Genomic DNA, 23020 nt, shown 5'->3' on the forward strand with positions numbered 1-23020 from the left:
GATTTTTTAGTGGAGAAATAGGGTTCAAAAAGACGGGGTTTGTCTTCGGCACTGATACCCTCTCCATTGTCGGCAACGGTGAAGGTTGCCATCTGCAAACCCTGGTTGAACAGGGTTTCGATTTCGATTGTCCCCTTGCCGTGCATGGCGTCTATGGCATTGTCGAGCAGGTTGATCAGGACCCGCTTGATCTGTTCCCGGTCCATGTCGAAGGTCGGCACCCGGGGATCCTGGCGGAATTGAAATTGAATCGCCTTGTGTCCTTCCTGGTAGAGAATGAGGGTGTCGCTGATGATTTTGTTGAGATCATTGGGAGTCGGATTGCTGGCCGGCATACGGGCAAAACTGGAAAATTCATTGACCAGGTTTTTCAGTTCGTCAACCTGGTTGATGATCATCCGGGTGCATTCATCAAAGACCGAATCATCGTCGCTGAAGCGGTCAAGGTAGCGCCTGCGAAGACGCTGGGCGGAAAGCTGGACCGGGGTCAGGGGGTTTTTGATTTCGTGGGCAATACGTCGGGCGACTTCGCGCCAGGCGGCCATGCGTTGGGCCTTGAGGAGCTGGGTCAGGTTGTCGAAGACGACCACGGTTCCCATGAATTCGTCCTGCTCATCGCGCAGGGTTGTGATGTTGACCAGCAGGGTCAGCCGTTGTTCCCCGATCTGGATGTTCATCTGTTTACGGATGGAATCCTTGCCTGAACTGACCAGCTCCCGTAAAAAATCCTTGATGACCGGAAGGTAGGTCGGGCCGACGACCTCACGGAAGTTTTTGCCGATGATTCGTTTCGGAGCGATCTTCAGCAACCGGGTCGCCGATTTGTTGATGGTGGTGATCGCCCCCTGTTTGTTGATTGAAATGACGCCGGCGGTGACGTTGGAAAGGACGATTTCCATGTAGCGGCGGCGCTGGTCAAGCTTGAGGTTGGAGGATCGCAGTTCGCGGTTGGTTTTGCGCAATGCCTGCTGATGGCTGCGCAGGTCGGCGGTCATCTTGTTGAAGGACTGAACCAGTCCGCCGACTTCATCGTCGCTGTGAGCCTCCAGGTGGACATCAAGTTTGCCGGCGGCAACCTGTCCGGTGGCTTCGGCCAACTCCTGCAGGGGCCCGGTGATGCCGCGTGCGAGGTAGAAACCGAACCAGGTGGCGAGAAAGATGATGACCAGGGCGATCAACAGCAACACGATGATATAGCCCTTCTGGATACGCGATTTGAGAAACTTGGTCCCCTTGTACTGCTCGTAGGAGGCGGAGATCTCCTTCATTTTGCTGACCAGGGAGTAGGGGACATAGTAGTTGACGACCACGGTGCCGACAATATCTTCGGGATTGAAGTTGGAATAGATCGGGACGATACCCCGAATCAGGTCGGCTTTGCCGATCGGCGTGATGCGGGTGATGCGCTGACCCTGCAGGGCTTCACGGATGGAATCCGAGTCTGGATTGGTGAACTCGACCGCTGGAATGTGGGGATTGGTGGCCCGAACCAGTTCCTCGTAGGTTGCAGAAAAAACTTCGACGATACCGAGGTTGTATTCCTTTTGTTTCTGCATGATCAGGGCTTCCAGCTGTGGCAGATTGCCCTGGTTGAGCAGTTTGTTTTCCTTGATCATTGCCGCCAGCTGGTCGGCATAGTAGAGGGCGTTGGCAGCCGAGTTGCGATAGTAGGTCTGGGCCACCTCAAGCGATTCCTGCAGGGAATTTTCGATCTGGGTGTTGAACCAGTTTTCGATGGTCGTGCTGATGAAGCCGGCCGAGACGAAATAAAGCAGCATGGTCGGCACCAGCGACAGGGTAACAAAAGCCAGCACCAGTTTGCTGCGCAGCCGGGCTCCGGGAACACCCCGACGACGTTCGACAATCAGTTTGAAGAGATTGCGGAAAATCAGGAACAGAAAAAGGATGATCAGCAGGATATTGAGGTTGATCAGGGCCAGAACCAGGACGGTGTTGGAGAAGGAGATGTTGGAGGTGAATTGAAAAAGCTCGGTTTCGAACCGGGAGAAAAGCACCACCAGGACAATGACAACCAGAATGAGAATCCATTCCCGGCGGCGTTTGCGGGTTTCCTGTACCGCGGGGATGTTGTCGCTGGAACGGCTCATGAACGTCCTGTCGGGGTAGTTGCGAAGATCTCTTAAACTTAGGACAACAGGTCGAGGTTTGGCAAGGGGAAGACGCAAAAAAGGCAGCTGATGCAGCTGCCCTGATCGGTTTGCAAAGTTGTCTTGAAGGTCAGGCCTTGGAGAAGGCAAGTTCCCGCTGGTAGGTCGCGGGGGCTTTCTGCAGTGCGCAGGCCAGATCGGCTTCACTGAATTCCACCAGTTGCCAATGCTCTGCGGAACTGAGAACCTTTTCAACGGCCTGGTGGTTGATGTCGTGACCGGCCTTGAAGGCCTTGATGTGGCCGAGCAGGGGGTAGCCGAGCAGGCTGAAATCGCCAACCGCGTCGAGAATCTTATGGCGGACAAACTCGTCGTTGAAACGCAGCCCTTCCTCGTTGAGAATCTTGTCTTCGCCGATGACCACGGCGTTTTCAAGTGACCCGCCCCGGGCCAGACCGTTGGCCTTGAGGTATTCAACCTCGTGCAGGAAGCCGAACGTCCTTGCCGGTGCTATGTCGCGCCGGAAAACCTCCGGGGAGAATTTGACGCTGCGGTGCTGCTGGCCGATACAGTGGTGGTCAAAAGCGATATCGTAACTGATGCGGAAAAAACGCGAGGGGATCAGCGTGACCCGTTTTTCTCCGTCGACAATGGTGATCGGTTTGCGGATCGCCAGATACTTGCGGCTGTGGGGCAGGCTGTGGATGCCCGCGGCAGCGATCATTTCCACCAGCGGAGCGGCGCTGCCGTCCATGATCGGCACTTCCGGACCGTCGATATCGATGTGCAGATTGTCGATGCCGAAAGCGGTAATGGCAGCCATCAGGTGTTCGATGGTTGAAACACTCAGACCCTGTTTGCCGATCACCGTTGCCAGCTTGGTATCAACGACATTGCAGGATTTCGCTTCAATCGAAACGGTCCGTTCTCCATCGCTGCGGTGAAAGATGATCCCGGTGCCGGCATCGGCGGGACGCAGGGTCATGGTGATCGGAGTCCCGGAATGGAGGCCGATTCCGGTCATGGTGACGGGTTGAGCGATGGTTGCCTGAAAAATCATGATAACTGTCGTAACTCCTCGAAAGTTCCGCCTTCACAGGCGTACGGGGGTGTACTTATAGCAAACTTCATGCCTTGTTTGAAGGTTTTTTTTCAGTCGGCGAATCGCCTGTTATTTAATGGCTTTGCAGGATGTTCAGCGTTGTGAAGGGGGCCCGGGAGGACGATTGACTTGTGGTGACAGAACCACAGCCTGTGGCGCAGCGTCCACAATCAGGTCACAGACGTCCCGACCTGAGGATGGCGATCGCCAGCCACAGCCCGAGAAAACCGGCGACCGAATAGCCCAGAAAACCGAGAGCCGGGAAGCCGAAGATCATCGGTCCCTTCTCGGTCTGCATGATCAGGGAGGAGCCGATGATCAGCGCGGCGATCAGCAGGCTGAAGGAGAGCCGGTTGCTGGCCTTGTCGAGGTCGGTGATCAGTTTTTCCAACCCGCGATGTTCAAGATCGATTTTGAACTTGTTGCGGTTGACGCGGTTGATGAACTCCTTGATGTCACGCGGCAGGTGTCGGGCCAGGGAACCGTAGGCCTGGGCAACCCGAAGCATTTCGCGGGAGAGGTTGGTCGGGGTGAGCCGTTCCTTGACCAGTCGTTCGAGAAACGGCCGCAGGTGGGTGATCATGTTGAAATCCGGGTCGAGCTGCCGGCCGAGTCCCTCCATGGCGACCAGGGCGCGGGCCAGCAGCATCAGGTCGGAAGGGAAGCGGATCCGGTAGTGGGTCAGGATCTCGACGAAATCGGCCAGCAGCTTGCCGACCTTGATATCCTGCAGGGGGATTTCGTAATAGTCCTCGATGAATTCCCCCAGGTCGCGATTGAGGGCCTTGAGATTCGATTCGTCGGTCAACTCTCCGGAATAGAGCAACTGAGAGATGATCCGGTCGACATCACGCTGCAGCACTGCCAGCAGCAGGTCGACCAGCTGTTCCTTGAGGTCCTGGTTGATGCGCCCGACCATGCCGTAATCGAGCATGCAGATGGTGTCGCCGGGCAGGATGAAGATATTTCCCGGATGGGGGTCGCCGTGAAAGAAGCCGAATTCAAGCACCTGGCGCAGGAACGAATTGGCGCCGCGATCGGCAATGAGCTTGAGATCGTAGTCTTCGGCCCGGAGTCGTTCGAGATCATTGACCTTGATCCCGGAGATATACTCCATGGTCAGAACTCTTTCGCCGCAGAAATCCCAATGGACCTTCGGGACGTGAACGCTGTCGTCGCCCTCGAAATTGGCTGCGAAACGTTCAATCGTTCGCGCTTCGCGGGTGAAGTCGAGTTCACGATGAATCGTGCGGCGGAATTCCTTGACCAATCCGACCGGGTCGTAGATGTCACCGCCGGGGAGATGATGTTCGACCAGGTAGGCCAACCCCATCAGGATGTCGAGATCGGTTTCGATGACCTGGGCGATGCCGGGACGGCGGATCTTGAAGACCACCTCTTCGCCGCTGTGCAGGCGCCCGCGATGGACCTGGGCTACGCTGGCGGCCGCCACCGGTTCCGGGTCGAAGTGGGCGAAAAGTTCCGCCAGTGGATAGCCCAGTTCGCTTTCGATTTCGATGCGAATCTGCTCGGTGGGCACTGAGGGAACCTTGTCCTGCAGTTTTTTCAGTTCGTCGAGGTAATCGCCGGGAATCAGGTCGGGACGGGTTGAAAGCAGCTGGCCGAGTTTGATGAAGGTTGGTCCGAGTTCCTCAAGGGCGAGCCGCAGTCGCTGCGGTTGACCCAGGCGCTCAATGCCCTTGGGCGCCGTGCCGAGGGTGACGATTTTGCGGCCCAGCTCCAGGTAGTAGTTGATGTTGAGCTGTTCGACAAACTGGCCGAAACCGTATTTGATGAGGATGCCGAGAATAGTCCGGTAGCGACGGATCGTCCGGATATTCCGGTTGAAGCGGGTAAATGGCAGCATGCTGGCGGCTGGCCGGCGTCAGCGCGACTGGGCGCGGAGTTTTTTTTCCAGCTGCGTCACTTTTTTGCGCAGTTTTTCAAACTCCTCGGTCGTGACGACTCCCATACGCTGACAGGCTTTGTGGACTTCCTGCTGGGCCATTTCCTGGAGTTTGTTCTGATTCTCCCTGGCGACCCCCTGCAGTCGCTGCAGCAGGTCCTTGCCCTCTTCCTCGCTGAGGTTGCAGCGTTGTTTCAATTCTTCCAGCATCTCCTCGGCTTTTTTTTGCGTCATGGAGACCGCCCCCATCGCCGTGAGAACCGTTTTTTCGATCAGTTCAAGCATATTATCCTCCGGATCCATGAGTTATTCCAAGCACTTGAATCCTACCACAGGAGGGCGGTATGGCAACCTTAGAAACCGGCTCCGGTTTATTCCGCCAGTTTTCGAATGTTTGTCAGTTCAAGACGGGCCGCGGTTTCTCCGGCGGCGATGATCTCCTCGGCGCGATGAAATTCCAGCAGGTTGATCCCCGCAAGTTGCGGGCGCAGCAGCAGGTCGATATCGTCGTGTGCCAGGCGCAGGGCATTGATCTGGTTTTCCATGATGGCGACGCTTTGGGCGAAGACACGAAAGATATTGGGAGGCCGGCGGTTGCCGTTGCCTTCGCCGCGATTGACGTTGCGGCGGCCGAAAATGTCGCGCCAGAGTTTTTCCACCCGTTCGGCGTTGAGGATGCCGAGCAACGGGGTGTTGCGAACCTTCCGGTCGGTTGTGGATCGTCCGGGCAGAAAGGCTTCATGGCTGCTCTTGTCGACCTCGGGAATGGCGCAGATGCCGAGAACCCGGGTGGCCCCGAGTTCTCGGACGATGGCGGCCGGGACCGGGTGGCAGAGTCCGCCGTCGACCAGGTAGCGATCACCGAAACAGACCGGCGGGAAGATGCCGGGAAAGGCGATCGCCGCCCGCAGGGCACTGAGCAGGTCGCCCTGCCGCAGGACGATGCTTTCTCCGGTTTCGACATCGGTGGCGACCATCGCCAGCGGGATCTGCAGTTCGGAAAAATCCCTGACCGGCAGCAGCTCAGAGAAAAACCGGGTGATTTTTCGGCCGTCGATCAGTCCGCGGGTCGGCAGTATCGGATCGACCAGGCGGGCGAGGCTGCGCCAGTCAATACTGCGGGCGACATCTTCCATGTCGGCAGCGGGAACACCGGCGGCGTAGAGAGCGCCGATCAGGGCGCCGATGGAGGTGCCGGCGACGGCGGTCGGACGGATGCCTTCGGCTTCCAGCACCTTGATAACGCCGATGTGGGCCAGGCCTCGGGCGGCTCCGCTGCCGAGGGCAAGTCCCAGCCGGTTTCTTGATTGCAGTCCTGGCACGGTATTCTGTCCCGTCGAATAGGCAGCTTTACAGGTCGGATCAGTTTGTCGATGGTCGGTAATAACGGTCTTTTTCAGAATAGATGCAGCCGCAGTACTGCTGGCGGTAGAGGCCCATGGTCTTCGACACATCGATTCCTTCCCGCCAGCCGACACGGTAGTCTTCGTAAACAAAGACCAGGCCGTACTCGGCTGCGAGGTTTTCACCGAAGTCGCGGATGGCGTCATGCTGTTGATAACGGGAGTAGAGCAGGCTGGTGGTGAAGCCGTCATAGCCCTGTTCGGCGGCCAGGCGGGCGGTGGCGCTCATCCGCGTGCGGTAGCAGTAGCCGCAGCGTGAAGCGGGGTCGGCGGCGACATTGGAGAGGAACTCTTCCAGAGCGTACTCTTCGCAGACGATCAGCGGCAGGTCAACCTGTTCGGCGTATTCGCGGGTGGTGTCGAGTCGGCGCCTGAATTCCTGGTAGGGGTGGATGTTGTGGTTGAAAAAATAGCCGGTCAGGTGGTGGTGCTGCTGGCGCAGCATTTTGACCGGATAGATGGCGCAGTTGGCGCAACAGATATGCAGCAGCAGATTCATCGGATTCTCCCTGACCGTGTGATCGGTGTCATTCTACTTGGTTTATCTCCGGAAGGAAAGCCTTGACCCGTTCGATGTTGTCAGGTCCGGGAAGCTTCCAGCGTTTCCAGATTCGACTGACCAGGCGCCTGGCGGCTGCCGGATCTTCCTGCAGTCGGTGGGCTTCGCGGTTCAGTTCACCGCGCAGGCGCCGCAGGTCGGTCAGGTAGCGCCGCGCGATGTCGGCGGCAACCCGGGCGTCGTTCGGTAATTCCAGGGGGCCGCGATGACCGGCGGACGCTAGCAGCAGGCAGGCGGCCAGGGGGTCTGAGTCAACCTGGATCTCATGGTGCTGATCGCGTAATGCGATCTGGCCGAAAAAACGACCGCACTCATGCAACTCGCCATGCAGTTCGTAGCGGGTCAATTGAGGTCGGTAATGATCGTAGAGGTAGTGGGTGGGGAATTGCGGCAGCCCGTCCACCAGGATCCGCTCTTCAATCTCTTCGATCAGGTCGGCCGAGGACGGCCGCTCGTGGGCTGACGATCCGGTTTCCCGTTCAGGCGCTGCCGGCCAGTTGGCGTTCGCCAGTTCCGATCCGATCCAGAGCGCGACTTCGCTGTCGAAACGGTTGTCGCCGGGCGTCATGTCGGCGGCGATATTTGCCAGTCTGCGCAACCGGTCGGGGTGGGGGTAGCAGGGCAGTCCGGCTCGCTCGGCACGGTAGCCCGCCCTGTTCAAGCTTCCGGAATCGATTCCGCACCAGGCCGCGAGGCGCAGGCCATGAGAGGATTGCCAGTACAGTTGTTCGACCGTTGCCAGCTCTTCGGGGCAGCACTGCTCGTCGCAGAGCAGCAACTGTTCCTGGTCGACCAACTGCAACAGCGGCTCGGGCCAGTTGAGCAGCAGCCGCAGGTAGCTCAAGGGCCGCCGGCGCAGCTCCTCCCAGGGCAGCTCGCGGTTGCTTCGGTGCCCGGTGATGACGCAGTTGATGTCGTTCCGCTCCGATTTGACCATCTGCAGACAGATAAACTCCTGACGTTCCAGGTAGAGGGCCGTCAGTTGAAAATCGCTGCGGATCAGCGCCCATAGCGGTTGGCCGTCACGCCGGTCGACCCAATCGGCCGGCAGGCGGATTTCCAGTCGGGCTCCGGGGGCGGCACGTCCCAGCAGTTGCAGCAGGTCGTAGTGCCAGCGCGGGGCGGTGGCCTGCAGGGAGAACCTCCGGCTCGGCCAGGCGATGCGCAGCGCCGTGGCCAGCTGTGGGCGTTGCAGTCGTTGCGGCGGAGGTGACGGGTAGAGGGTTCCCCGCACCAGGCCGGGTTTGAAATCCGCTGGCAGAGCGGCGATTTCCGTCAGCTGTAATCGTGGTTGCGGCAGGTGGCGCAACCAGCGCAAAAGGGTACGCCGGCCGAGGGTGGCGGGCAGGCCGATTTCCGCCGCAGGGGTGCTGTCTCCGGGGATTCCGGATGGATTGATGACGAGTTCCCTGGTCTCCTCCGTGTCCGTTTCCTCCGGTTCGGTGCGGCCTGTCGGCAACGGTTCAGATCCGGTCGGCAGCCATTCGACGGCTTCAGCGAGCAGTGTCCGGTTCGACAGGCAGCCGAGCTGTTGCAGTCGTCGCCAGACATGGTGCAGTCGGGCGACAGCGGTGGCTGGCAGCGCTGGTTCCTCGGCTGTCGGCGTCAGCTGTCCGGCCAGTTCATCGGGTAACTGGTTGCAGGCGAAGCGGAGTGCCCGTTCCAGGCCGTCGGCGACAACGGTCGGCGGGAGCAGGTCGGCATGACCCACGGCGAGCAGGCGACAGAGGGTGAGCAGGACTTTGCTCCTTCCCGGGTCGCGTCCTCCGGGCCAGGAGTCTCCCGGGGATTGTTCGGAACGGCAGACCCGCAGGCTCTCATTGAGTTCTGGGGTGGTTTCGAGCAGCGCCAGGTGGAGCAGGTTGGCCAGGTAGAGAGCGGAAAGTTCCTTGTTGTCCGGGGCGTTGGCCACGGCGAAAATTTTCAGTCGTTCGAGAAGGGACTGCAGTTGCCGCTGGAACTGGCCGGCGCTGCGGACGGTCGCCGCGGAGATGGTTTCCTCCTTGACCGCGGCTCCGCTGTTCAGAGTCCAGATGCCGAGCCGGTCGCGGTCCCAGCAGGCCAAGGTTTTCAAACCCAGGGCATCGGCCAGAGTGACGCCGGTGGCGAGCGCCTGGTCGATATCGCCGTCCGGCAGCAGGATCAGGCCGCCCGCCATGTGACTGTCGCGGTTGATCCAGAGAACGAGATGGGGAAGGTCGCAACAGGGGGGATGGATCAGCGGCGGATTGAGCTCGACTTTGCGAAACGGAGTACGGCCGGATTCGATGACCTGACTGGTCCAGCGGCCAAGTTGAAGAAGAAAACTGTCGAGAGATTCTCTGGACATCGATCTGCGGGAGAATGGGGGAATGGAAAAGCAAAAGGGCCGTCACCATGACGGCCCCGGGGGTCAATCAGCAGGGCTTTATTGCTTATTTTCCCCCTGCAAAAAGCTAGCACAGGGGGTGTGCTTTGCCAACAGGAAAATGCACCATTTTCAGCGGGTCTGTTTCTCCAGTTCAATCAGGACCCGGGTCAACTCGTCAAGCTTGCCCTGCAGCTGCCGGTTCTGCTCTTGAGTCCGTTTCAGGTTGTTGTCGGTCGCGGTGAGTTTTTTTCGCAGGCGCCGGACCTGGAGCCGCAACGTTTCAATCTGTTGCTGCCGGTTGTGGCTTGCGGCGTTGAGTTGCAGCAGTTTGGCGGCTGTCAGGCCCCAGATCGTATGCGGTTCGCTGTCGGTCAGCCGCTGCAGAAGTTTATCGTTGCCGTTGCTGAAGGCTTCAAGCCCCTGGCGAAAAGTTCTGCGGCCGAGTTCGTCGGCATCCTCCGTGGTCGAACTTTCCGGCGAGGATGGGCGGTTCTGTTGCTGCGGGGCCGGCAGCGGGCAACCGGCGGTCAGCAACAACAGCAACAGCAGGCCGATGACAAGGCGCGGCACGGTTTCAATGCCCCCGGCGGCGGTCGATGAGGAAGATGCTTCCCGGCTGGTTTTTCAAATGCTCTTTCATGCGCGCGCACTCCCGGCCGATCAGGGCCGCGGTCGGATGCTCGAAGTTGTCTGAACAGACGATGGCAATGGAAATGCTCAGCAGCGGGAAGCGGCGTTCTTCACCGAAACGGTCACGAGCGTAGAAAAAACCGGCTTCCCGGTCAGCTTCAGAATAACAGTCCGGCACCACCCGGTCAAAACGGGCGATGATCTCAGCCGCCATCTGCTCGGCAAGCTCCGGTCGGGTGAGGAAGATATAGTCGTCGCCGCCGATGTGGCCGACTGTATCCCCGGGGTCACCGTACTGCTCGACCACGTCCCGGATGATGGTTCCGGTCAGGTTGATGACATCGCTGCCGCGCTGGTAGCCGTAACGGTCGTTGTAAACTTTGAAATTGTCGAGATCGGCAAAGGCGTGGGCAAAGGTTTCGCCGCGTTCGATGCGCTGTTCGATTTCCCTGGCGATGGCGAGGTTGCCGGGCAGGCGGGTCAGGGGGTTGGCGTCGAGCTGCAGCTGTTCCAGCTCCCTCAACTTGGTGGCCATGGATTGAAATTCCCGTGCCAGCAGGCTGAACTCGTCATGCCCCTTGTCATCGACCTTGATATCGAAGCTGCCGGAGGCAACGTCGCGGATCATGCGGGCCAGTTTCTGCAGCGAGGCATTGATGTACAGGCGCAGCGAGACGGCAACGATGGTCGCCAGCAACATCCCGCAGATGACCAGCACCAGGGTGATCTTGTAGGCACTGCGGCTCTCCTGGCCGAGCCGTTGCAGGGTCTGATCGACCCTGGTGGCGCCGGCGGCGAGGTTCTGGTTGAGCTGCAGCAGCGTCAGTCGGCGAGTTCCGGCCAGGCGATCGCGCAGTTCCGCGGTCATCTTTTGTCCGCTGTTGCGGCCGGCCTGAAGGAATTCTTCGCCGGCGGCCAGGTAATCGCGGCCGGCCGCCGCCAGTTGCAGGTCGAACTGTCCGCCTTCCAGCGCCTCAAGGGCATCGCGGCGGGCGCGGAACTCGGCCAGCCGCGATGCCAGGGGAGGCAGCAGGTCCGGTTGACCGAGAACCTGGTACTGCCGGGTCAACCGTTCTTCACCGAGCAGGCTGGAACGCAGCGACCGCAGCAGGTTCTGGGCGCGGATGTCGACCTGGACCAGGTTGTCCGCCCGGTTGACCTGGTTGCGCAGGCTGTTGAGGGCGTAGGCCACCGCCGAGAGGCTGAACAGGGCCAGGATCAGGTAGCCGAAGACGATCTGGCGGGTCAGGGTGGGGCGGATCAGGCGCATGGTCGGTGCCCGAATGGTCAGGATGAGGCGTCGAACAGCCCGCCCGGGGTCGATGTCCGGCGGTCGAAATGGCGATAGGCGAGGGGAGTCGCGACCCGTCCACGCGGGGTGCGGTTGAGATAGCCGCCCTGGATCAGGAAGGGTTCAATGACATCCTCGATGGTGTCCCTTTCTTCGCCGATGGCTGCCGCCAGGGTGTCGAGGCCGACCGGTCCCCCGGAAAATTTATCCATAATGGTGAGCAGCAGCCGGCGGTCCATGTGGTCGAATCCTTCGGCGTCGACCTCAAGTCGGCCGAGCGCCATGTCGGCCACCTCGCGGGTGACCATACCGTCTCCCTTGACCTCGGCGAAATCGCGCACCCGCCGCAGCAGGCGGTTGGCGATACGCGGCGTGCCGCGGCTGCGACGGGCTATTTCCAGGGCGCCCGCCGCGTCGGTCGGGACACTGAGCAGTTCCGCGCTGCGCCGGACGATGGTGGCCAGCTCCTCGGCCGTATAGAATTCCAGCCGCGAGATGACTCCGAAGCGGTCGCGCAATGGTGATGAGAGCAACCCGGCGCGGGTGGTCGCTCCGACCAGGGTGAAGCGCGGCAGGTCGAGTTTGATGGTCCGCGCCGACGGGCCCTGGCCGATGATGATGTCGAGCTGGTAGTCCTCCATGGCCGGGTAGAGGATCTCCTCCACCACCGGCGAGAGACGATGAATCTCGTCGATGAAGAGAACATCGCCCGGTTCGAGATTGGTCAGGATCGCCGCCAGGTCGCCGGTTTTCTCGATCACCGGTCCGGAGGTGCTTTTGATGCCGACGTCCATCTCGTTGGCGATGATGTTGGCGAGGGTGGTCTTGCCGAGGCCGGGCGGACCGTAGAAGAGGACGTGATCAAGCGACTCCTGACGTCCGCGGGCGGCGTCGATGAAGATCTTGAGGTTCTCCTTGACCTTGGCCTGGCCGATATATTCGTTCAGCTGCCTGGGGCGCAGGCTGGTCTCGAAGCTGTTGTCGTCGTCCTGAATCTGTCCGGAAATGAGCCGCTCTGTCATGCGCTGATCCTTTATTTGATGGCGTCGAAAAACTCATCAGCAGCTGCGTTGCTGTTCTTGCCATCGTTGCTTCGACGTACATAAGTACGACTCATTGCTCGACAATCGTGCAGTCTTGCTGCCGGCCCTTTTTGCTCGGCCGACGGCGTTTTAGCGAACGTATCTTACTTGATCAGGAGCCGGAGGGCGCCCTTGAGAATCTCTTCAACCGTACTGCCGGGGCTGATATCCATGGATTCGATGGCCTTACGGGCCTGGTTTTCCTTGTAGCCGAGGTTGGTCAGGGCCGACAGGGCGTCTTCCAGGCTGAATCCCGTGCCGGCGGTTGTCGCCGCCTGGTCCGTTGCCGCTTCCGGTGTGGAGGCGCGCGCCTTTTCGCGCAGGTCAACCACCAGTCGCTCGGCGGTTTTTTTGCCGATTCCGGGAATGCTCGACAGCCGGGCGAGGTTCCCCTCGCCAAGGGCGGTCCGTAGCTCATCGGTGCTGATGTTGGAAAGGATGTTGACCGCCAGCTTGGGGCCGACGCCCGAAACGCCGATCAGCAGCCGGAACATCTCCTTTTCGTCAAAGGTTGCAAAACCGAACAGCTGAAAGCTGTCTTCCTTGACATGGGTCTGAACCTGCAGGGTGACCTGGCCCTGGTCCGGCAGAGCGTAGAAGGTCGAAAGGGGGACGATCACCCGGTAGCCGACGCCGTTGACGTCGAGGATAATGTGGTCCAGGGAGCGGTAGGCGATCTGGCCGGTCAGTTGAGCGATCATCGGCGGGTCTCCCGGCGGCGGCCGGTCGCGGCCTGCAGGCGCGCCAGCTGGTTGTTGAGCGGCCGACTGTGGAAGTGGCAGATCGCCACCGCCAGCGCGTCGGCGGCATCCTCCTGAGAAATTTCCGGCAGGTTGAGCAGGGTCTTGACCATCTGCTGAACCTGGGACTTGGCGGCCTTGCCGTAGCCGACCACCGCGCTTTTGACCTGCAGGGCGGAGTATTCGGCGACCGGCAGGCCGGCATTGACCCCGGCGATGATGGCGCTGGCCCGGGCGTGTCCCAGTTTCAGCGCCGACTGGGCGTTTTTGGCCAGGAAAACACTTTCGATCGCCATCGCTTCGGGATGGAACTCTTCGATCAGGGCGGCCACGCCGTCATGGATAATTTTCAGTCGCTGCGGCAGGGGGTCCTTGCTGCTGGTGGCGATGACCCCGTTGTCGACATGGCGCAGGTGATTGCCCCGGCCTTCGATCAGGCCGTAGCCGGTCAGTCGTGATCCGGGGTCGATGCCGAGAATGCGCATAGAAAGTCGCGGCGTTGGCTGCCGGGCATCAGGCGCCGGGCTTCAAGACATGAGCCCGGCGCCTGGCGCCCAGCGCCGGAAGCCTGCCTTTATCCCATGATCCGGTCCATCTCCTCGTCGGAGATGTCGAAGTTGGCGTAGACGTTCTGCACGTCATCGTTGTCTTCCAGTTTGTCGATCAGTTTCATCAACTGTTCGGCGTGTTTCCCTTCGACCGTGGTCTGGGTTTGCGGCAGCATGGTGATTTCAGCGGTGGTCATTTCCAGCCCGGCGGCTTCGAGGGCGTTCTTCACAGTTTCGAAATCGGCCGGATCGGTAATCACCTCGATGCCGTTGTCCTGTTTGACATCCTCGGCTCCGGCTTCCAGCGCGGCTTCAAAGATGGCGTCGAAATCGGCATCGTCAGGGAAGGTGATCAGTCCCTTGCGGTCAAACATGAAGGCGACCGAGCCACTGACGCCGAGATTGCCGTTGTGCTTGGCGAAAATGTGGCGGACATCGGCCACGGTGCGGGTGCGGTTGTCGGTCATGAATTCAACGATCACCGCCACGCCGCCGGGTCCGTAGCCTTCGAAGACGCCCTCCTCGTAGGTGACCCCGTCCAGGTCGCCGGTGCCTTTTTTGATGGCCCGGTCAATATTGTCTTTGGGCATGTTCGCCTGCTTGGCCTTGTCGACCGCCAGCCGCAGTCGCGCGTTGGCCTCAAGGTCGCCGCCGCCGATCTTTGCGGCTACGGTGATTTCCTTGATCAGCTTGGTGAAGATTTTGCCGCGCTTGGCGTCCTGGGCCCCTTTCCGATGCTTTATGTTGGCCCATTTACTGTGTCCTGCCATACCTGGTATTCTCCTTTGATGCCTTGATATTGGTCGTGCTGCAGCGAAGGCGCCGGTGTCGTCTGCCACCGGCGGCATCGCGGAATCCTGTTTCATCGGGCGTTGCCGGGGGTGACTTTCCCGGCCGCAAAACGAGCAATCGTACCATAGACGCCGCCGCCGGGACTACTGCAAAAGCCGGCCCGAGGGCCGGCTTTTGCCAATATGGATCGCTGATTGTCGGGGCTCAGTGTTCGTCCGGAAAATTACGGTACTGGATGATCTTGGTCTGGTCGATAATTTCAGTTACTCCGTCGATGGCCTCGACAATCTGCAGTGCTTTCGTCCGTTCTTCCTTGCTGTGCATGTGACCGCTGAAGGTGATAACGCCTTCAGTAGCGGTAAGTTCAGTATGCAGAGTGTCGATTCCCTTGTCGGCGGCGAGAGCGATTTCGGCCTTTTTCTGCAGGATCAGGTCGCTGAGAATTTTCTTCGAGGCTCCCTTGCGCTCCACCAGGTTGCTGTCCATGACCCCGTCACAGATCATTTTGACCGCCATTTCGTGGGAGAGCCGGGAGGTGTTGATGACCAGGTCATAGTCGAGCGGGTCTTCCCAGTCCCGGTCAAAGTAGTATTTGATGAACCCGGCCCGCTGCTGGTCGCTGCGCCGTACCAGGATACGGGCGTAGTCAGGATCGAGCCATTCACGTTCCGCCCAGCGTTCGACGCGTTCTGCAAAGGGAGCGATAATTCGCACCCGGAAGACGTTGGCGACCTGCTTGAGCAGGTCCTGTCCGCCGCGACCGTAAATGATCACGTTGCCCTGCAGGGCCTTTTCGAGGATGATCAGTTCGATCTGGTGCAGGTCGACGGCCAGCTTGTCATCGAGAGCATCGACGAATGCCGGCGGCTTTTCATCCGCCTGCTCGATGGCCTCTTCGGTCAGACCGTACTCGCCGGCTACTTCACGGATCGAATCGCCGTCTATCAGGGCGTAACCAAGTTTCTGGGCGGCTTCAACGGCAATCGGGATACCGCCGCTGCCCATCTCGCGTGAAATGGTGATGATGGCCATGATCTGTCCTTTGGTGAAAACGGCGCGGTGCCTGTGTCATGAGCCCGGTCAGTTTCTCCGTTTCCGTTTGTCGGTATGGGAACGGTTGTCCGCTGGACGGACTCGCTGATTCGGATTTTCCAGCCTCGCGAAGTTTAGCAACTGCGGTCCCGCTTGACAAGGGTTTGCTGTCCGGTGGGGAAAGCCGATGCCGGCGGGAACAGTACTGGTCAATATATGGTTTTTTGCATATACTGAAGAGAACCCTGATGCTGGAGGAAAACCATGCCCCTGTTGCGGATAGCCGGAATTCTTTTGTCGATCTCACTGCTGCTGCCGCCCGGCCCGGTCCGCGCGGCACAGGTCCGGAATATCAGTGCCGATCAGGCACGGAAAATCATTGCGACAATGCACGATCTTTTTCTGCTCGATGTTCGGACCCCGCAGGAATATGCCGAGGTGCGGCTGGATGGTGCCCGGCTGATTCCCATCAATGACTTGATCACCCGGATCGCTGAAGTCCCGAAGGACCGGCCGATTCTGGTCTATTGCGCGGTCGGGTCTCGCAGTTCACGGGTTGCTGATTATCTGGCACGAAGCGGTTATCCCGATGTCTACAATCTGATCGGCGGCATCTGGGCCTGGCAACTGCGCGGCTATCCGGTGCTGAAGGGACGGCCTTGAGCAGCGGGAGGACAATGTCCATGTTTGTCTGGGCGCATCGGGGCGCGTCGGCACGGGCCCCGGAGAATACCCTGGCAGCGTTTTTCGCCGCCCTGGAAGATGGCGCCGACGGTATTGAGCTGGATATCCAGTTGACCCGTGATGGCGTTCCGGTGGTGCTGCACGACGCGACGCTCGATCGCACCACCGACGGCCGGGGTCGGCTGAACCGCTGGCTGCTGCGCGATCTGCGTCGACTCGATGCCGGCAGCTGGTTCGATAAACGATTCGCCGGAGAACCGGTCCCGTTGCTGGAGGAGGTGCTGTCTCTGTTTGGCGGCCGACTGCGTCTGAATCTCGAACTGAAGGATGGTGCCGCCGTCCGCCCGGTCCTTGACCTGGTGCGCCGCTTTCCGCGGGCCGGGGTCGTGCTCTCCTCCTTCAATCGACGGGTGCTGCGCCAGTTGCGGCAATGCGATGCCGGGTTGCCGCTGGCGGTGCTGATCGACCAGCGGTTCTGGCGGCCGGCGCTGGCGGCTGCCCGCCGCCTTGGGGCGGAGAGCCTGAATCCCCGTGTCTCCCTGGTCGGGCCGGCCCTGGTTGCCGCCTGTCGTCGGCGGGGTCTGGCGGTTGTCCCCTGGACGGTTGACGGCGTCGGTTCCCTGCGGCGGATGCGGCGCTTCGGGGTCGATGGCCTGTTCTGCAACGATCCGGCCGCCGCGCGCCGGGTGCTGCGGTAATATTAACCTGAATCAGCGAGTCCCTTGTCGGCGGAGAGCACAAGTCATTGACCTGTCCGAGTTTCCCAATAATCACCAGCGAACCTATGGGAGCGCTTCAGATTTTTGGAAACCTCATTCAGACCAAGCACTTGCACTCTCCATCCAACAGAAACTCACGGGTTCAGGATTAAGGCCGCACTGGGTCCGGTTTCGCCGCTTGCCTGCGGGGTCATCTCTGGTAGTCTTGTCAGACCCGGCCGGATGGGGCCGGACCTGTCCAGTCCTCTGTTATCGGAGCCGCCCTTGCTGACCTCTGCCGAGCATGTTCGATCGATTGTTTTCGATCTTGACGGGACTCTCTACATCAATGCCGGATTGCAACGCGAGATCGGCGCGGCGGCCGAAGAGCTGGTTTCACGCAGTCGCGGCATCAGTCCCCGCAGGGGAGCGGAACTGCTGCGGGGTGCCCGCGAGCGACTGACGGAGAGTCTTGACCGGGAGCCGACCCTGACCCAGACCTGTGTCGAACTGGGGCTCTCGGTTCAGGAACTGCACCGGGTGTTCCAGGATTTCATCCGCCCGGAAAACTACCTGGTCTACGACCCGGTGCTGCAGGCTCTGCTCGACTCGTTGCGGGATTACTGCTCACTTTATATCTATACCAACAACAATCTGCCGTTGACCCGCAAGATTCTCGCCCTGCTCGGGGTCGAAGAGATGTTCGATCGACTTTACACCATCGAGTTTCGCTGGGTGCCGAAGCCTGACCCGGTGACCCTGCAACTCCTGCTGGAGGATATCGGCGGGCCGCCGGAGAGTTTTCTTTTCATCGGCGATCGTCACCAGGTCGACCTGCAACCGGCTGCCGAACTCGGCATCCCGACCCTGCTGGTCTCCGAAACCGCGGACCTGCTGCAGATCCACCAGTTGCTGGGCCTGCTGCCATGAGAAAGTCCGAGCAAAAAAGTCACCTTTGATGCTTTCGCAAAAAAGCAAAAGGGTCGTTGGCTAAGCAAAAAGCATCAGCAGCAAGGCGTGCGATTGTCGCGCAATGAGACGTACTGGGTACGTCGAAGCAGCGAGAGCAAACGTAGCAACGCAGCTGCTGGTGACATCGCCTTTTGCTTGTCAAGCAGCACGTCCTCGGCTAAAATCGGCCCCTTCAAGCCGGAGGGATAAATAACCAATGACCGAGGAACTTCAGGAAAACAGTCGGCTCCGGGAGCTGATCGGTGAGCAGGTTCGGAGCCGGGAGGGACTGCCGTTCATCGATTACATGCGGTTGTGTCTCTATCATCCCGAGCACGGTTATTACATGTCGCCGCGCCGGCGCATCGGCAAGGAAGGCGACTTCTTCACATCGAGCAGCGTGCATCATCTTTTCGGTCGCCTGATTGCCCGGCAGATCTCCCAGGTATGGGAACTGCTCGGCCGACAATCGATGACAGTGGCCGAACAGGGGGCCGGGGAGGGGCACCTGGCCCTGGATATTCTCGACGCCCTGCAACGTGAGAACCCGGACTGTTATGCCGGTCTCAGCTACCGCCTGGTCGAGGTCAGCCCGGTGAATCGAGAGCGGCAGCAGCAGCTGCTGGCCGGCCATGCATCCAGGGTCGACTGGTGCGAGTTCGAAGCTCTGCGCGGTATGCAGGGCTGTTTTCTGAGCAATGAACTGGTCGATGCCTTCCCGGTTCACCTGCTGGAGAAAAGGGACAACCGGCTGCGGGAGGTCTATGTTGTTGAAAAGGACGACCGATTTGCCGAAGAACTGCGTCAGCCCGCTTCGGCGGTCATCGATTACTTCGACTGGCTCGGTTGCGGCCCGCTGGAAGGCTGCCGTGCTGAAGCCAATCCGGCCGCGGTCGACTGGATGCGGCAGGTCGCCGGCCTGCTTGAACGCGGGCTGGTGCTGACCATCGACTACGGCTACCCGGCGGAAGAGCTTTACGCCCCGTTTCGCAGTGCCGGAACGTTGCTGTGCTACCATCAGCACCAGAGCAACGATAATCCTTATGTTCACATCGGCTGCCAGGATATCACCAGCCACGTCGATTTTACCGCCCTGCAGAAAGCCGGCTCGGAGGCCGGGCTGGAGACCCTCTGGTTCGGTGAACAGTATCGTTTTCTGATGGGGCTCGGTTTTGTCGAGGTGTTGATGGAACTGCAGGCGAAAGAGAGTGATCCGCGCAAGGCACAGCAATTGCGCATGACGCTGAAAAACCTGATCATGCCCGAAGGGGGGATGGGGGAGACATTCAAGGTGCTGGTTCAGGGCAAGGGACTCGGTTGTCCGGAGCTGCTCTGTCAGCGAGGCATCGACGCGATACCGATCCCCTGAATTACGCTGTCAAATTCTTTAGACGACCGTCTTGTGCCAGCGGGGCCCGGCGGTGCGGTCCCAGGTCAGTGCGCTTTGCTGATTTGAGGTATACTAAACAGACACGATTGGAGGTTGCTTCATGAGAGCACAGGTTGAAGAGGTATTGAATCAGGTTCGTCCGGCCCTGCAGGCCGATGGTGGTGATGTCGAGCTGGTTGATGTGACCGATGACGGCGTGGTCAGCGTCAGGCTGACCGGGGCCTGCGGTTCCTGCCCGATGTCGACCATGACCCTGAAAATGGGCATCGAACGAACCCTGAAAGAGAAAATCCCGGGGGTGAAAGAGGTCGTGCAGATCTGAGTTCGGCCTGAACCGGACCCGGGATCGAGCCGACGGAGGTCGCGATGATCCAGGTCAAAACATTCGGTGAGCCGTTGCAGCCGTTCAAGACGCGGCGCGAACTTGAAGAACTCGATGCCAGGGTGAACGCCTTCGTGGTGGAGAATGTCGCCCGGGTGATTTCCGTGCAGGATATGCCGATCACCGACAACGGGTCGGTGATCGGCATGGTCAGGACACTGGTCTACGAGACCTGAGTCCGGTGCGGTGAAGAATGGATGTGAAAAGCCCCCCGGCTAAGGCCGGAGGGCTTTTTTATTGCCCCAGCTCAAACCGGATCGGCAGCTGCAGTGCCAGGCGGGGGTCGAAGTCATCCGGCAGGGGAGAGAAGGGGGCGGCGGCGCGCACCGCTTTCAGGGCCGCCCGGTCGAGCAGCTTGAAGCCGCTGCTGCGCTCGACCTCGCAGCGGCACAGTTTACCTTCCGCGTTAATCTCGAAGTCGATCAGCACCACACCCTGCTGTCCGCCGCGCCGTGCCATCAGCGGATAGCGTTTGCTGCGGTCGATGCGCTGGCGGATGGCACCGAGGTAGGCCCGGTAGACGGGACTTGCCGCCGGATCGGCGCGGGGGGCGGCGGGCGCGCTGTTTGTTGGCGCGGTGGCCGTTTCTGTGGTGACCGTCGCTGTGGGTACGGTTGTCGGTGACGGGACGGGGGCGGTGATCGCCGTGGATGGTGGGCGCCGGGGCGGCGCCGGGGGCGATCGTTTCGGCGCGAGCGGCGCCGGTGTCGGGCGGGCTGTCTTTACGACCGGTGCCGGTTTCGGTTCGGCTTTTTTTATCGGCCGTGGATCGGGCCTGGCTGCCGGTGGTTTCTCGGGCTGTGGCCGTTGGGTTGCCTGGTGAGGCGGAGCCAGGGGGCGAACCGCCGGCCCGGTCGGCTTCGGGGCGGGTTTGAAGATCAGCCCGACCTTAATGGATGTCGGTGGGGTCGGCATCCGGACCTGGCGATCATAGATCATCCCCATCAGGGCCAAGGCAAGCAGGTGCAACCCCAGTGAGATCAGCAGGGGACCGCTCCAGGGGCGGCCCCCTGCATGCTGACAGTGTCCGGCCACAGCTTCTCCTTGTCAGTAGTGGAAGGCCAGAGTGGCGTAAGCGAAGAGACCGGTCTCCGGGACCTTGACGCCGCTGCTGAAGGGGTCGCGCTGGTAGGAGAGATGGCTGAAGTAGAAGCGGTCGAAGATGTTGTTCACCCCTCCCGCCAGTGACCACCGGTTCCAGGTGGCTCCGGCCTTGACATCAGTGACCGCCCAGCCGGCGGTTTCCTCTTCCTGCAGGTCCGGGTCGACCCGGTTCTGGCGGTCGGCGAAGCGTTCGGTGGCCTCGACGAACCAGTCGCCGTTGTCGTAACGCAGGGCGAGACGACCGTTTAAGGGCGGGATTTCCGCCAGCGGCCGGTTGCTGTCGTCGTTTTCCGCCCTGACATAGGAGAGGCTGCCCTGCAGGAAGAGATTGCCGGGCAGAGATGCCTGGCCGCTCAACTCGCCGCCTTTGAACCTGGCGTCGACATTCCGGTAGGTGCGGGCCTGGATCAGCGGACCGGCACCATCGGGATCGGGTTGTTCGGTGATGTAGATAAAGTCCGTGATTCGGCTGTAGAAGAGCGAGGCGCTGGCAAAGAGGGTCTCGCCGGACCACTTGGCGCCGAGATCGAGTTGATTGTTGCGGCTGGCATCGAGGGCAGGGTTGCCGAGCCAGTTCTTGCCGGCCATGCGCTGCAGGCCGATATAGAGTTCCTGCTGGTCGGGCGGACGGCTCACGGAGGCGGCCCCGGTGAAGATTTCCAGCTGGTCGGTCGCCTGCCAGGTCAGTTGCAGATTGCCGCCCAGTTCGGTGAAGTCGGTATCGGTGGCGATTCCGGGACCGAAATAGGGTTGATAGAGGCTGGCGAGGCGCGTGGCGGAGAGCGCCTTCGCCTCGACCTCGGTGTAGTCCAGTCGCGCACCCCCCTTGAGGGTCAGACTCCCGGTCAACGGCCAGCTGTATTCGGCGAAGGCGCCAAAATTGTCGATGTCGACGTCGGGAATCATCGGCTGCGGGTCGTACCCCATCCACATGGCCGATTCATTGGTCGCGTCCCAGTTGCGGCGGTAGACGTCAACCCCGCTGCTCAGGGTGCCGTGGCCGAGCCGGAAATCACCGTTCAGTTTGGCACCGGCGGTCATGGTTTCGGCGTCCGTCAGCATCATGGTGGGGCGGGTTACCATCATGCTCGGCCGTGAGCTTTCGCGCAGGCTGTCGTCCATCCGGTGGTCGACAGTGTTGAACCAGGCCTGGAAGGAGAGGGCGGAGAGAGTCTCGGACAGGTTGTGCAGCCGGGTGGTCCAGTTGACCCGGTGGGTACGGTCGTAGTCGGCATCCATCAGCAGGTAGGGATAGAGGACGTGGTCGGCGTCCTGGTAGGCGTAGCTGATTTCACTGCGTCCCTTCGCCAGCTTGTAGCCCCCCTTGGTCCAGAGGGTGTTGATCTCGTAGGCCTCCGAATCGATCGCCTCGGGCCGGTAGCGGTTGGGGCTGGTGGCCGGGTAGATTTCGGTCAGCCGTTTGCCGTCACCCGATTCCGGGATGTCGGAGGTCTTGTAGGCATAGCCGAGCAGTCCGTCCAGCGTTTTTCCACCGTAGCTGCCGACCAGGGAACTGTCGAGATAGTTGTCGCTGCCGTAGCCGAGGTTGGCGCTGAAGCCCGGTCCTTTGACCGGTGCCTTTGATACGGCGTTGATCATGCCGCCGAGACTGCCCGGGTTGCTGAGATCGTAGGGCCCCTTGATGATTTCGATCGATTCGACCTCGGCGAAGTCGAAGTGGAAGGAGGGCGGGTCCATGCGCGAGGGGCAGCCGCCGTGCAGCCTGACGCCGTCGAGAAAGACGTTGATGTTGTCGCGCTTGAGGCCGCGCAGCACGATGTCATTGGCGATCGCCCCCTTGCGTACCGAACTCAGGCCCGGAACTGCCTGCAGTGCCTCGCCGATGTCCCGCGCCGGGCTCTCCCGCACCTCGCGGATGGTCAGACTCTCCTGTTGGGACGACTGCTGTTGGCCGCGGACGGTGATTTCATCCAGCAGCGCGGTTTCGGCCCGTCCGGTCACAGGGACCATGGACAACGCGGCCAGCAGCAGTCCTGACATGGCCACCGGCAGATTGCGTCTCATCGTGCCAGATCCTGGAACTGGTCAAGCCAGCGGTGTCGCTGCTGTTCGCCCAGGCAGCCCCAGACCGGGCTGATGATCAGGTCGCGGACCTGGCGCAGGGTTGGCTGGCTGGGCGGTGTTCCGCGGACAGTGAGCGAATCGATATTCCTGGAACGATGAACGAAACGGGTTGCCGGCATCTTCCCCTCCTGTCTGGGTTTGGCAGAAAATGTTTTCCATGAAACAAAATTTACCGGCATCTTG

Annotated in this window: 23 protein-coding genes (1 of these 23 only partly in view); 6 read left to right on the forward strand and 17 right to left on the reverse strand. The window is 60.6% G+C overall.

Annotated features, from left to right (window positions below; translation table 11 throughout):
- From C2E25_RS02850 to C2E25_RS02915, 14 genes are all read right to left on the reverse strand, one after another.
- Positions 1–2108, reverse strand: partial view of a sensor histidine kinase gene (locus tag C2E25_RS02850; protein ID WP_103114279.1) — the 5' portion only. The gene continues 139 nt to the left of window position 1, outside the view; 2108 of the gene's 2247 nt are visible here — the first part of the coding sequence; its start codon is at positions 2106–2108; its stop codon lies off the left edge, out of view.
- 130 nt (positions 2109–2238) lie between these two features.
- Complete coding sequence (lpxC, locus tag C2E25_RS02855; protein WP_103114280.1) at positions 2239–3168, reverse strand: UDP-3-O-acyl-N-acetylglucosamine deacetylase; 930 nt, start codon at positions 3166–3168, stop codon at positions 2239–2241.
- A gap of 217 nt (positions 3169–3385) precedes the next feature.
- Entirely contained in the window at positions 3386–5077 is a 1692-nt protein-coding gene (locus C2E25_RS02860; protein ID WP_103114281.1) for an ABC1 kinase family protein, read from the reverse strand.
- Positions 5078–5095: 18 nt separating this feature from the next.
- Positions 5096–5401, reverse strand: coding sequence for a phasin family protein (locus C2E25_RS02865; protein ID WP_103114282.1), 306 nt, complete (start codon positions 5399–5401; stop codon positions 5096–5098).
- An 86-nt stretch (positions 5402–5487) separates the two neighbouring features.
- Positions 5488–6438 (reverse strand): patatin-like phospholipase family protein, encoded by a 951-nt coding sequence (locus tag C2E25_RS02870; protein ID WP_158247104.1) that lies wholly within the window; start codon positions 6436–6438, stop codon positions 5488–5490.
- A gap of 40 nt (positions 6439–6478) precedes the next feature.
- A complete protein-coding gene (locus C2E25_RS02875; protein WP_103114284.1) occupies positions 6479–7018 on the reverse strand; it encodes an epoxyqueuosine reductase QueH in 540 nt (179 codons plus the stop codon).
- Positions 7019–7046: 28 nt separating this feature from the next.
- Positions 7047–9407 carry a hypothetical protein gene (locus C2E25_RS02880; protein WP_103114285.1) on the reverse strand — a complete coding sequence of 787 codons (2361 nt, stop codon included), beginning with the start codon at positions 9405–9407 and terminating at the stop codon, positions 7047–7049.
- A 150-nt stretch (positions 9408–9557) separates the two neighbouring features.
- On the reverse strand, positions 9558–9998 hold the full coding sequence (locus tag C2E25_RS02885; RefSeq protein WP_103114286.1) for a hypothetical protein: 441 nt from the start codon (positions 9996–9998) through the stop codon (positions 9558–9560).
- Positions 9999–10002: 4 nt separating this feature from the next.
- Positions 10003–11328, reverse strand: coding sequence for a diguanylate cyclase domain-containing protein (locus tag C2E25_RS02890; protein WP_103114287.1), 1326 nt, complete (start codon positions 11326–11328; stop codon positions 10003–10005).
- Between the two features lie 17 nt (positions 11329–11345).
- Positions 11346–12371 (reverse strand): Holliday junction branch migration DNA helicase RuvB, encoded by a 1026-nt coding sequence (gene ruvB, locus C2E25_RS02895; protein WP_103114288.1) that lies wholly within the window; start codon positions 12369–12371, stop codon positions 11346–11348.
- Positions 12372–12535: 164 nt separating this feature from the next.
- Positions 12536–13132, reverse strand: coding sequence for a Holliday junction branch migration protein RuvA (gene ruvA, locus C2E25_RS02900; RefSeq protein WP_103114289.1), 597 nt, complete (start codon positions 13130–13132; stop codon positions 12536–12538).
- The gene (ruvC, locus tag C2E25_RS02905; protein WP_085010186.1) at positions 13129–13656 is read right to left on the reverse strand and encodes a crossover junction endodeoxyribonuclease RuvC; all 528 of its coding nucleotides are present in this window, start codon (positions 13654–13656) and stop codon (positions 13129–13131) included. The genes ruvA and ruvC overlap by 4 nt, the downstream gene beginning before the upstream one ends.
- 89 nt (positions 13657–13745) lie before the next feature.
- Entirely contained in the window at positions 13746–14489 is a 744-nt protein-coding gene (locus C2E25_RS02910) for a YebC/PmpR family DNA-binding transcriptional regulator (protein WP_103114290.1), read from the reverse strand.
- Positions 14490–14715: 226 nt separating this feature from the next.
- Positions 14716–15543 (reverse strand): cytidylate kinase family protein, encoded by an 828-nt coding sequence (locus C2E25_RS02915; protein WP_103114291.1) that lies wholly within the window; start codon positions 15541–15543, stop codon positions 14716–14718.
- Between the two features lie 264 nt (positions 15544–15807).
- On the opposite strand from C2E25_RS02915, the gene C2E25_RS02920 reads away from it, so the two are divergent.
- The 6 genes from C2E25_RS02920 (at position 15808) to C2E25_RS02945 (ending at position 19824) form a co-directional block, all read left to right on the forward strand.
- Positions 15808–16206 carry a rhodanese-like domain-containing protein gene (locus C2E25_RS02920; RefSeq protein ID WP_103114292.1) on the forward strand — a complete coding sequence of 133 codons (399 nt, stop codon included), beginning with the start codon at positions 15808–15810 and terminating at the stop codon, positions 16204–16206.
- A gap of 14 nt (positions 16207–16220) precedes the next feature.
- Complete coding sequence (locus C2E25_RS02925) at positions 16221–16925, forward strand: glycerophosphodiester phosphodiesterase (protein ID WP_103114293.1); 705 nt, start codon at positions 16221–16223, stop codon at positions 16923–16925.
- 285 nt (positions 16926–17210) lie between these two features.
- Positions 17211–17855: an HAD family hydrolase gene (locus tag C2E25_RS02930; RefSeq protein WP_158247105.1), complete on the forward strand. Its 645-nt coding sequence runs from the start codon at positions 17211–17213 to the stop codon at positions 17853–17855.
- Positions 17856–18093: 238 nt separating this feature from the next.
- Complete coding sequence (locus C2E25_RS02935) at positions 18094–19245, forward strand: class I SAM-dependent methyltransferase (RefSeq protein ID WP_103114295.1); 1152 nt, start codon at positions 18094–18096, stop codon at positions 19243–19245.
- A gap of 121 nt (positions 19246–19366) precedes the next feature.
- Positions 19367–19588 carry a NifU family protein gene (locus tag C2E25_RS02940; protein ID WP_085010193.1) on the forward strand — a complete coding sequence of 74 codons (222 nt, stop codon included), beginning with the start codon at positions 19367–19369 and terminating at the stop codon, positions 19586–19588.
- A 44-nt stretch (positions 19589–19632) separates the two neighbouring features.
- On the forward strand, positions 19633–19824 hold the full coding sequence (locus C2E25_RS02945; protein WP_103114296.1) for a hypothetical protein: 192 nt from the start codon (positions 19633–19635) through the stop codon (positions 19822–19824).
- A 58-nt stretch (positions 19825–19882) separates the two neighbouring features.
- On the opposite strand, the gene C2E25_RS02950 is transcribed toward C2E25_RS02945, so the two are convergent.
- The 3 genes from C2E25_RS02950 to C2E25_RS02960 are packed head-to-tail and all read right to left on the reverse strand — an operon-like array spanning position 19883 to position 22956.
- A complete protein-coding gene (locus tag C2E25_RS02950; RefSeq protein ID WP_103114297.1) occupies positions 19883–20683 on the reverse strand; it encodes an energy transducer TonB family protein in 801 nt (266 codons plus the stop codon).
- A 12-nt stretch (positions 20684–20695) separates the two neighbouring features.
- A complete protein-coding gene (locus tag C2E25_RS02955; protein WP_233189315.1) occupies positions 20696–22777 on the reverse strand; it encodes a TonB-dependent receptor in 2082 nt (693 codons plus the stop codon).
- Positions 22774–22956 (reverse strand): hypothetical protein, encoded by a 183-nt coding sequence (locus tag C2E25_RS02960; protein WP_103114298.1) that lies wholly within the window; start codon positions 22954–22956, stop codon positions 22774–22776. The genes C2E25_RS02955 and C2E25_RS02960 overlap by 4 nt, the downstream gene beginning before the upstream one ends.
- Positions 22957–23020 lie beyond the last annotated feature (64 nt).

The organism is Geothermobacter hydrogeniphilus, assembly GCF_002898515.1.
Lineage (GTDB): Bacteria > Desulfobacterota > Desulfuromonadia > Desulfuromonadales > Geothermobacteraceae > Geothermobacter_A.

Excerpts from the sequence above, each read along its gene's own strand:
- lpxC (WP_103114280.1), bottom strand. The coding sequence starts at position 3,168 with ATGATTTTTCAGGCAACCATCGCTCAACCCGTCACCATGACCGGAATC.
- C2E25_RS02860 (WP_103114281.1), bottom strand. The coding sequence starts at position 5,077 with ATGCTGCCATTTACCCGCTTCAACCGGAATATCCGGACGATCCGTCGC.
- C2E25_RS02865 (WP_103114282.1), bottom strand. The coding sequence starts at position 5,401 with ATGCTTGAACTGATCGAAAAAACGGTTCTCACGGCGATGGGGGCGGTC.
- C2E25_RS02875 (WP_103114284.1), bottom strand. The coding sequence starts at position 7,018 with ATGAATCTGCTGCTGCATATCTGTTGCGCCAACTGCGCCATCTATCCG.
- C2E25_RS02880 (WP_103114285.1), bottom strand. The coding sequence starts at position 9,407 with ATGTCCAGAGAATCTCTCGACAGTTTTCTTCTTCAACTTGGCCGCTGG.
- C2E25_RS02890 (WP_103114287.1), bottom strand. The coding sequence starts at position 11,328 with ATGCGCCTGATCCGCCCCACCCTGACCCGCCAGATCGTCTTCGGCTAC.
- ruvB (WP_103114288.1), bottom strand. The coding sequence starts at position 12,371 with ATGACAGAGCGGCTCATTTCCGGACAGATTCAGGACGACGACAACAGC.
- ruvA (WP_103114289.1), bottom strand. The coding sequence starts at position 13,132 with ATGATCGCTCAACTGACCGGCCAGATCGCCTACCGCTCCCTGGACCAC.
- ruvC (WP_085010186.1), bottom strand. The coding sequence starts at position 13,656 with ATGCGCATTCTCGGCATCGACCCCGGATCACGACTGACCGGCTACGGC.
- C2E25_RS02910 (WP_103114290.1), bottom strand. The coding sequence starts at position 14,489 with ATGGCAGGACACAGTAAATGGGCCAACATAAAGCATCGGAAAGGGGCC.
- C2E25_RS02915 (WP_103114291.1), bottom strand. The coding sequence starts at position 15,543 with ATGGCCATCATCACCATTTCACGCGAGATGGGCAGCGGCGGTATCCCG.
- C2E25_RS02920 (WP_103114292.1), top strand. The coding sequence starts at position 15,808 with ATGCCCCTGTTGCGGATAGCCGGAATTCTTTTGTCGATCTCACTGCTG.
- C2E25_RS02925 (WP_103114293.1), top strand. The coding sequence starts at position 16,221 with ATGTCCATGTTTGTCTGGGCGCATCGGGGCGCGTCGGCACGGGCCCCG.
- C2E25_RS02935 (WP_103114295.1), top strand. The coding sequence starts at position 18,094 with ATGACCGAGGAACTTCAGGAAAACAGTCGGCTCCGGGAGCTGATCGGT.
- C2E25_RS02940 (WP_085010193.1), top strand. The coding sequence starts at position 19,367 with ATGAGAGCACAGGTTGAAGAGGTATTGAATCAGGTTCGTCCGGCCCTG.
- C2E25_RS02945 (WP_103114296.1), top strand. The coding sequence starts at position 19,633 with ATGATCCAGGTCAAAACATTCGGTGAGCCGTTGCAGCCGTTCAAGACG.
- C2E25_RS02955 (WP_233189315.1), bottom strand. The coding sequence starts at position 22,777 with ATGAGACGCAATCTGCCGGTGGCCATGTCAGGACTGCTGCTGGCCGCG.
- C2E25_RS02960 (WP_103114298.1), bottom strand. The coding sequence starts at position 22,956 with ATGCCGGCAACCCGTTTCGTTCATCGTTCCAGGAATATCGATTCGCTC.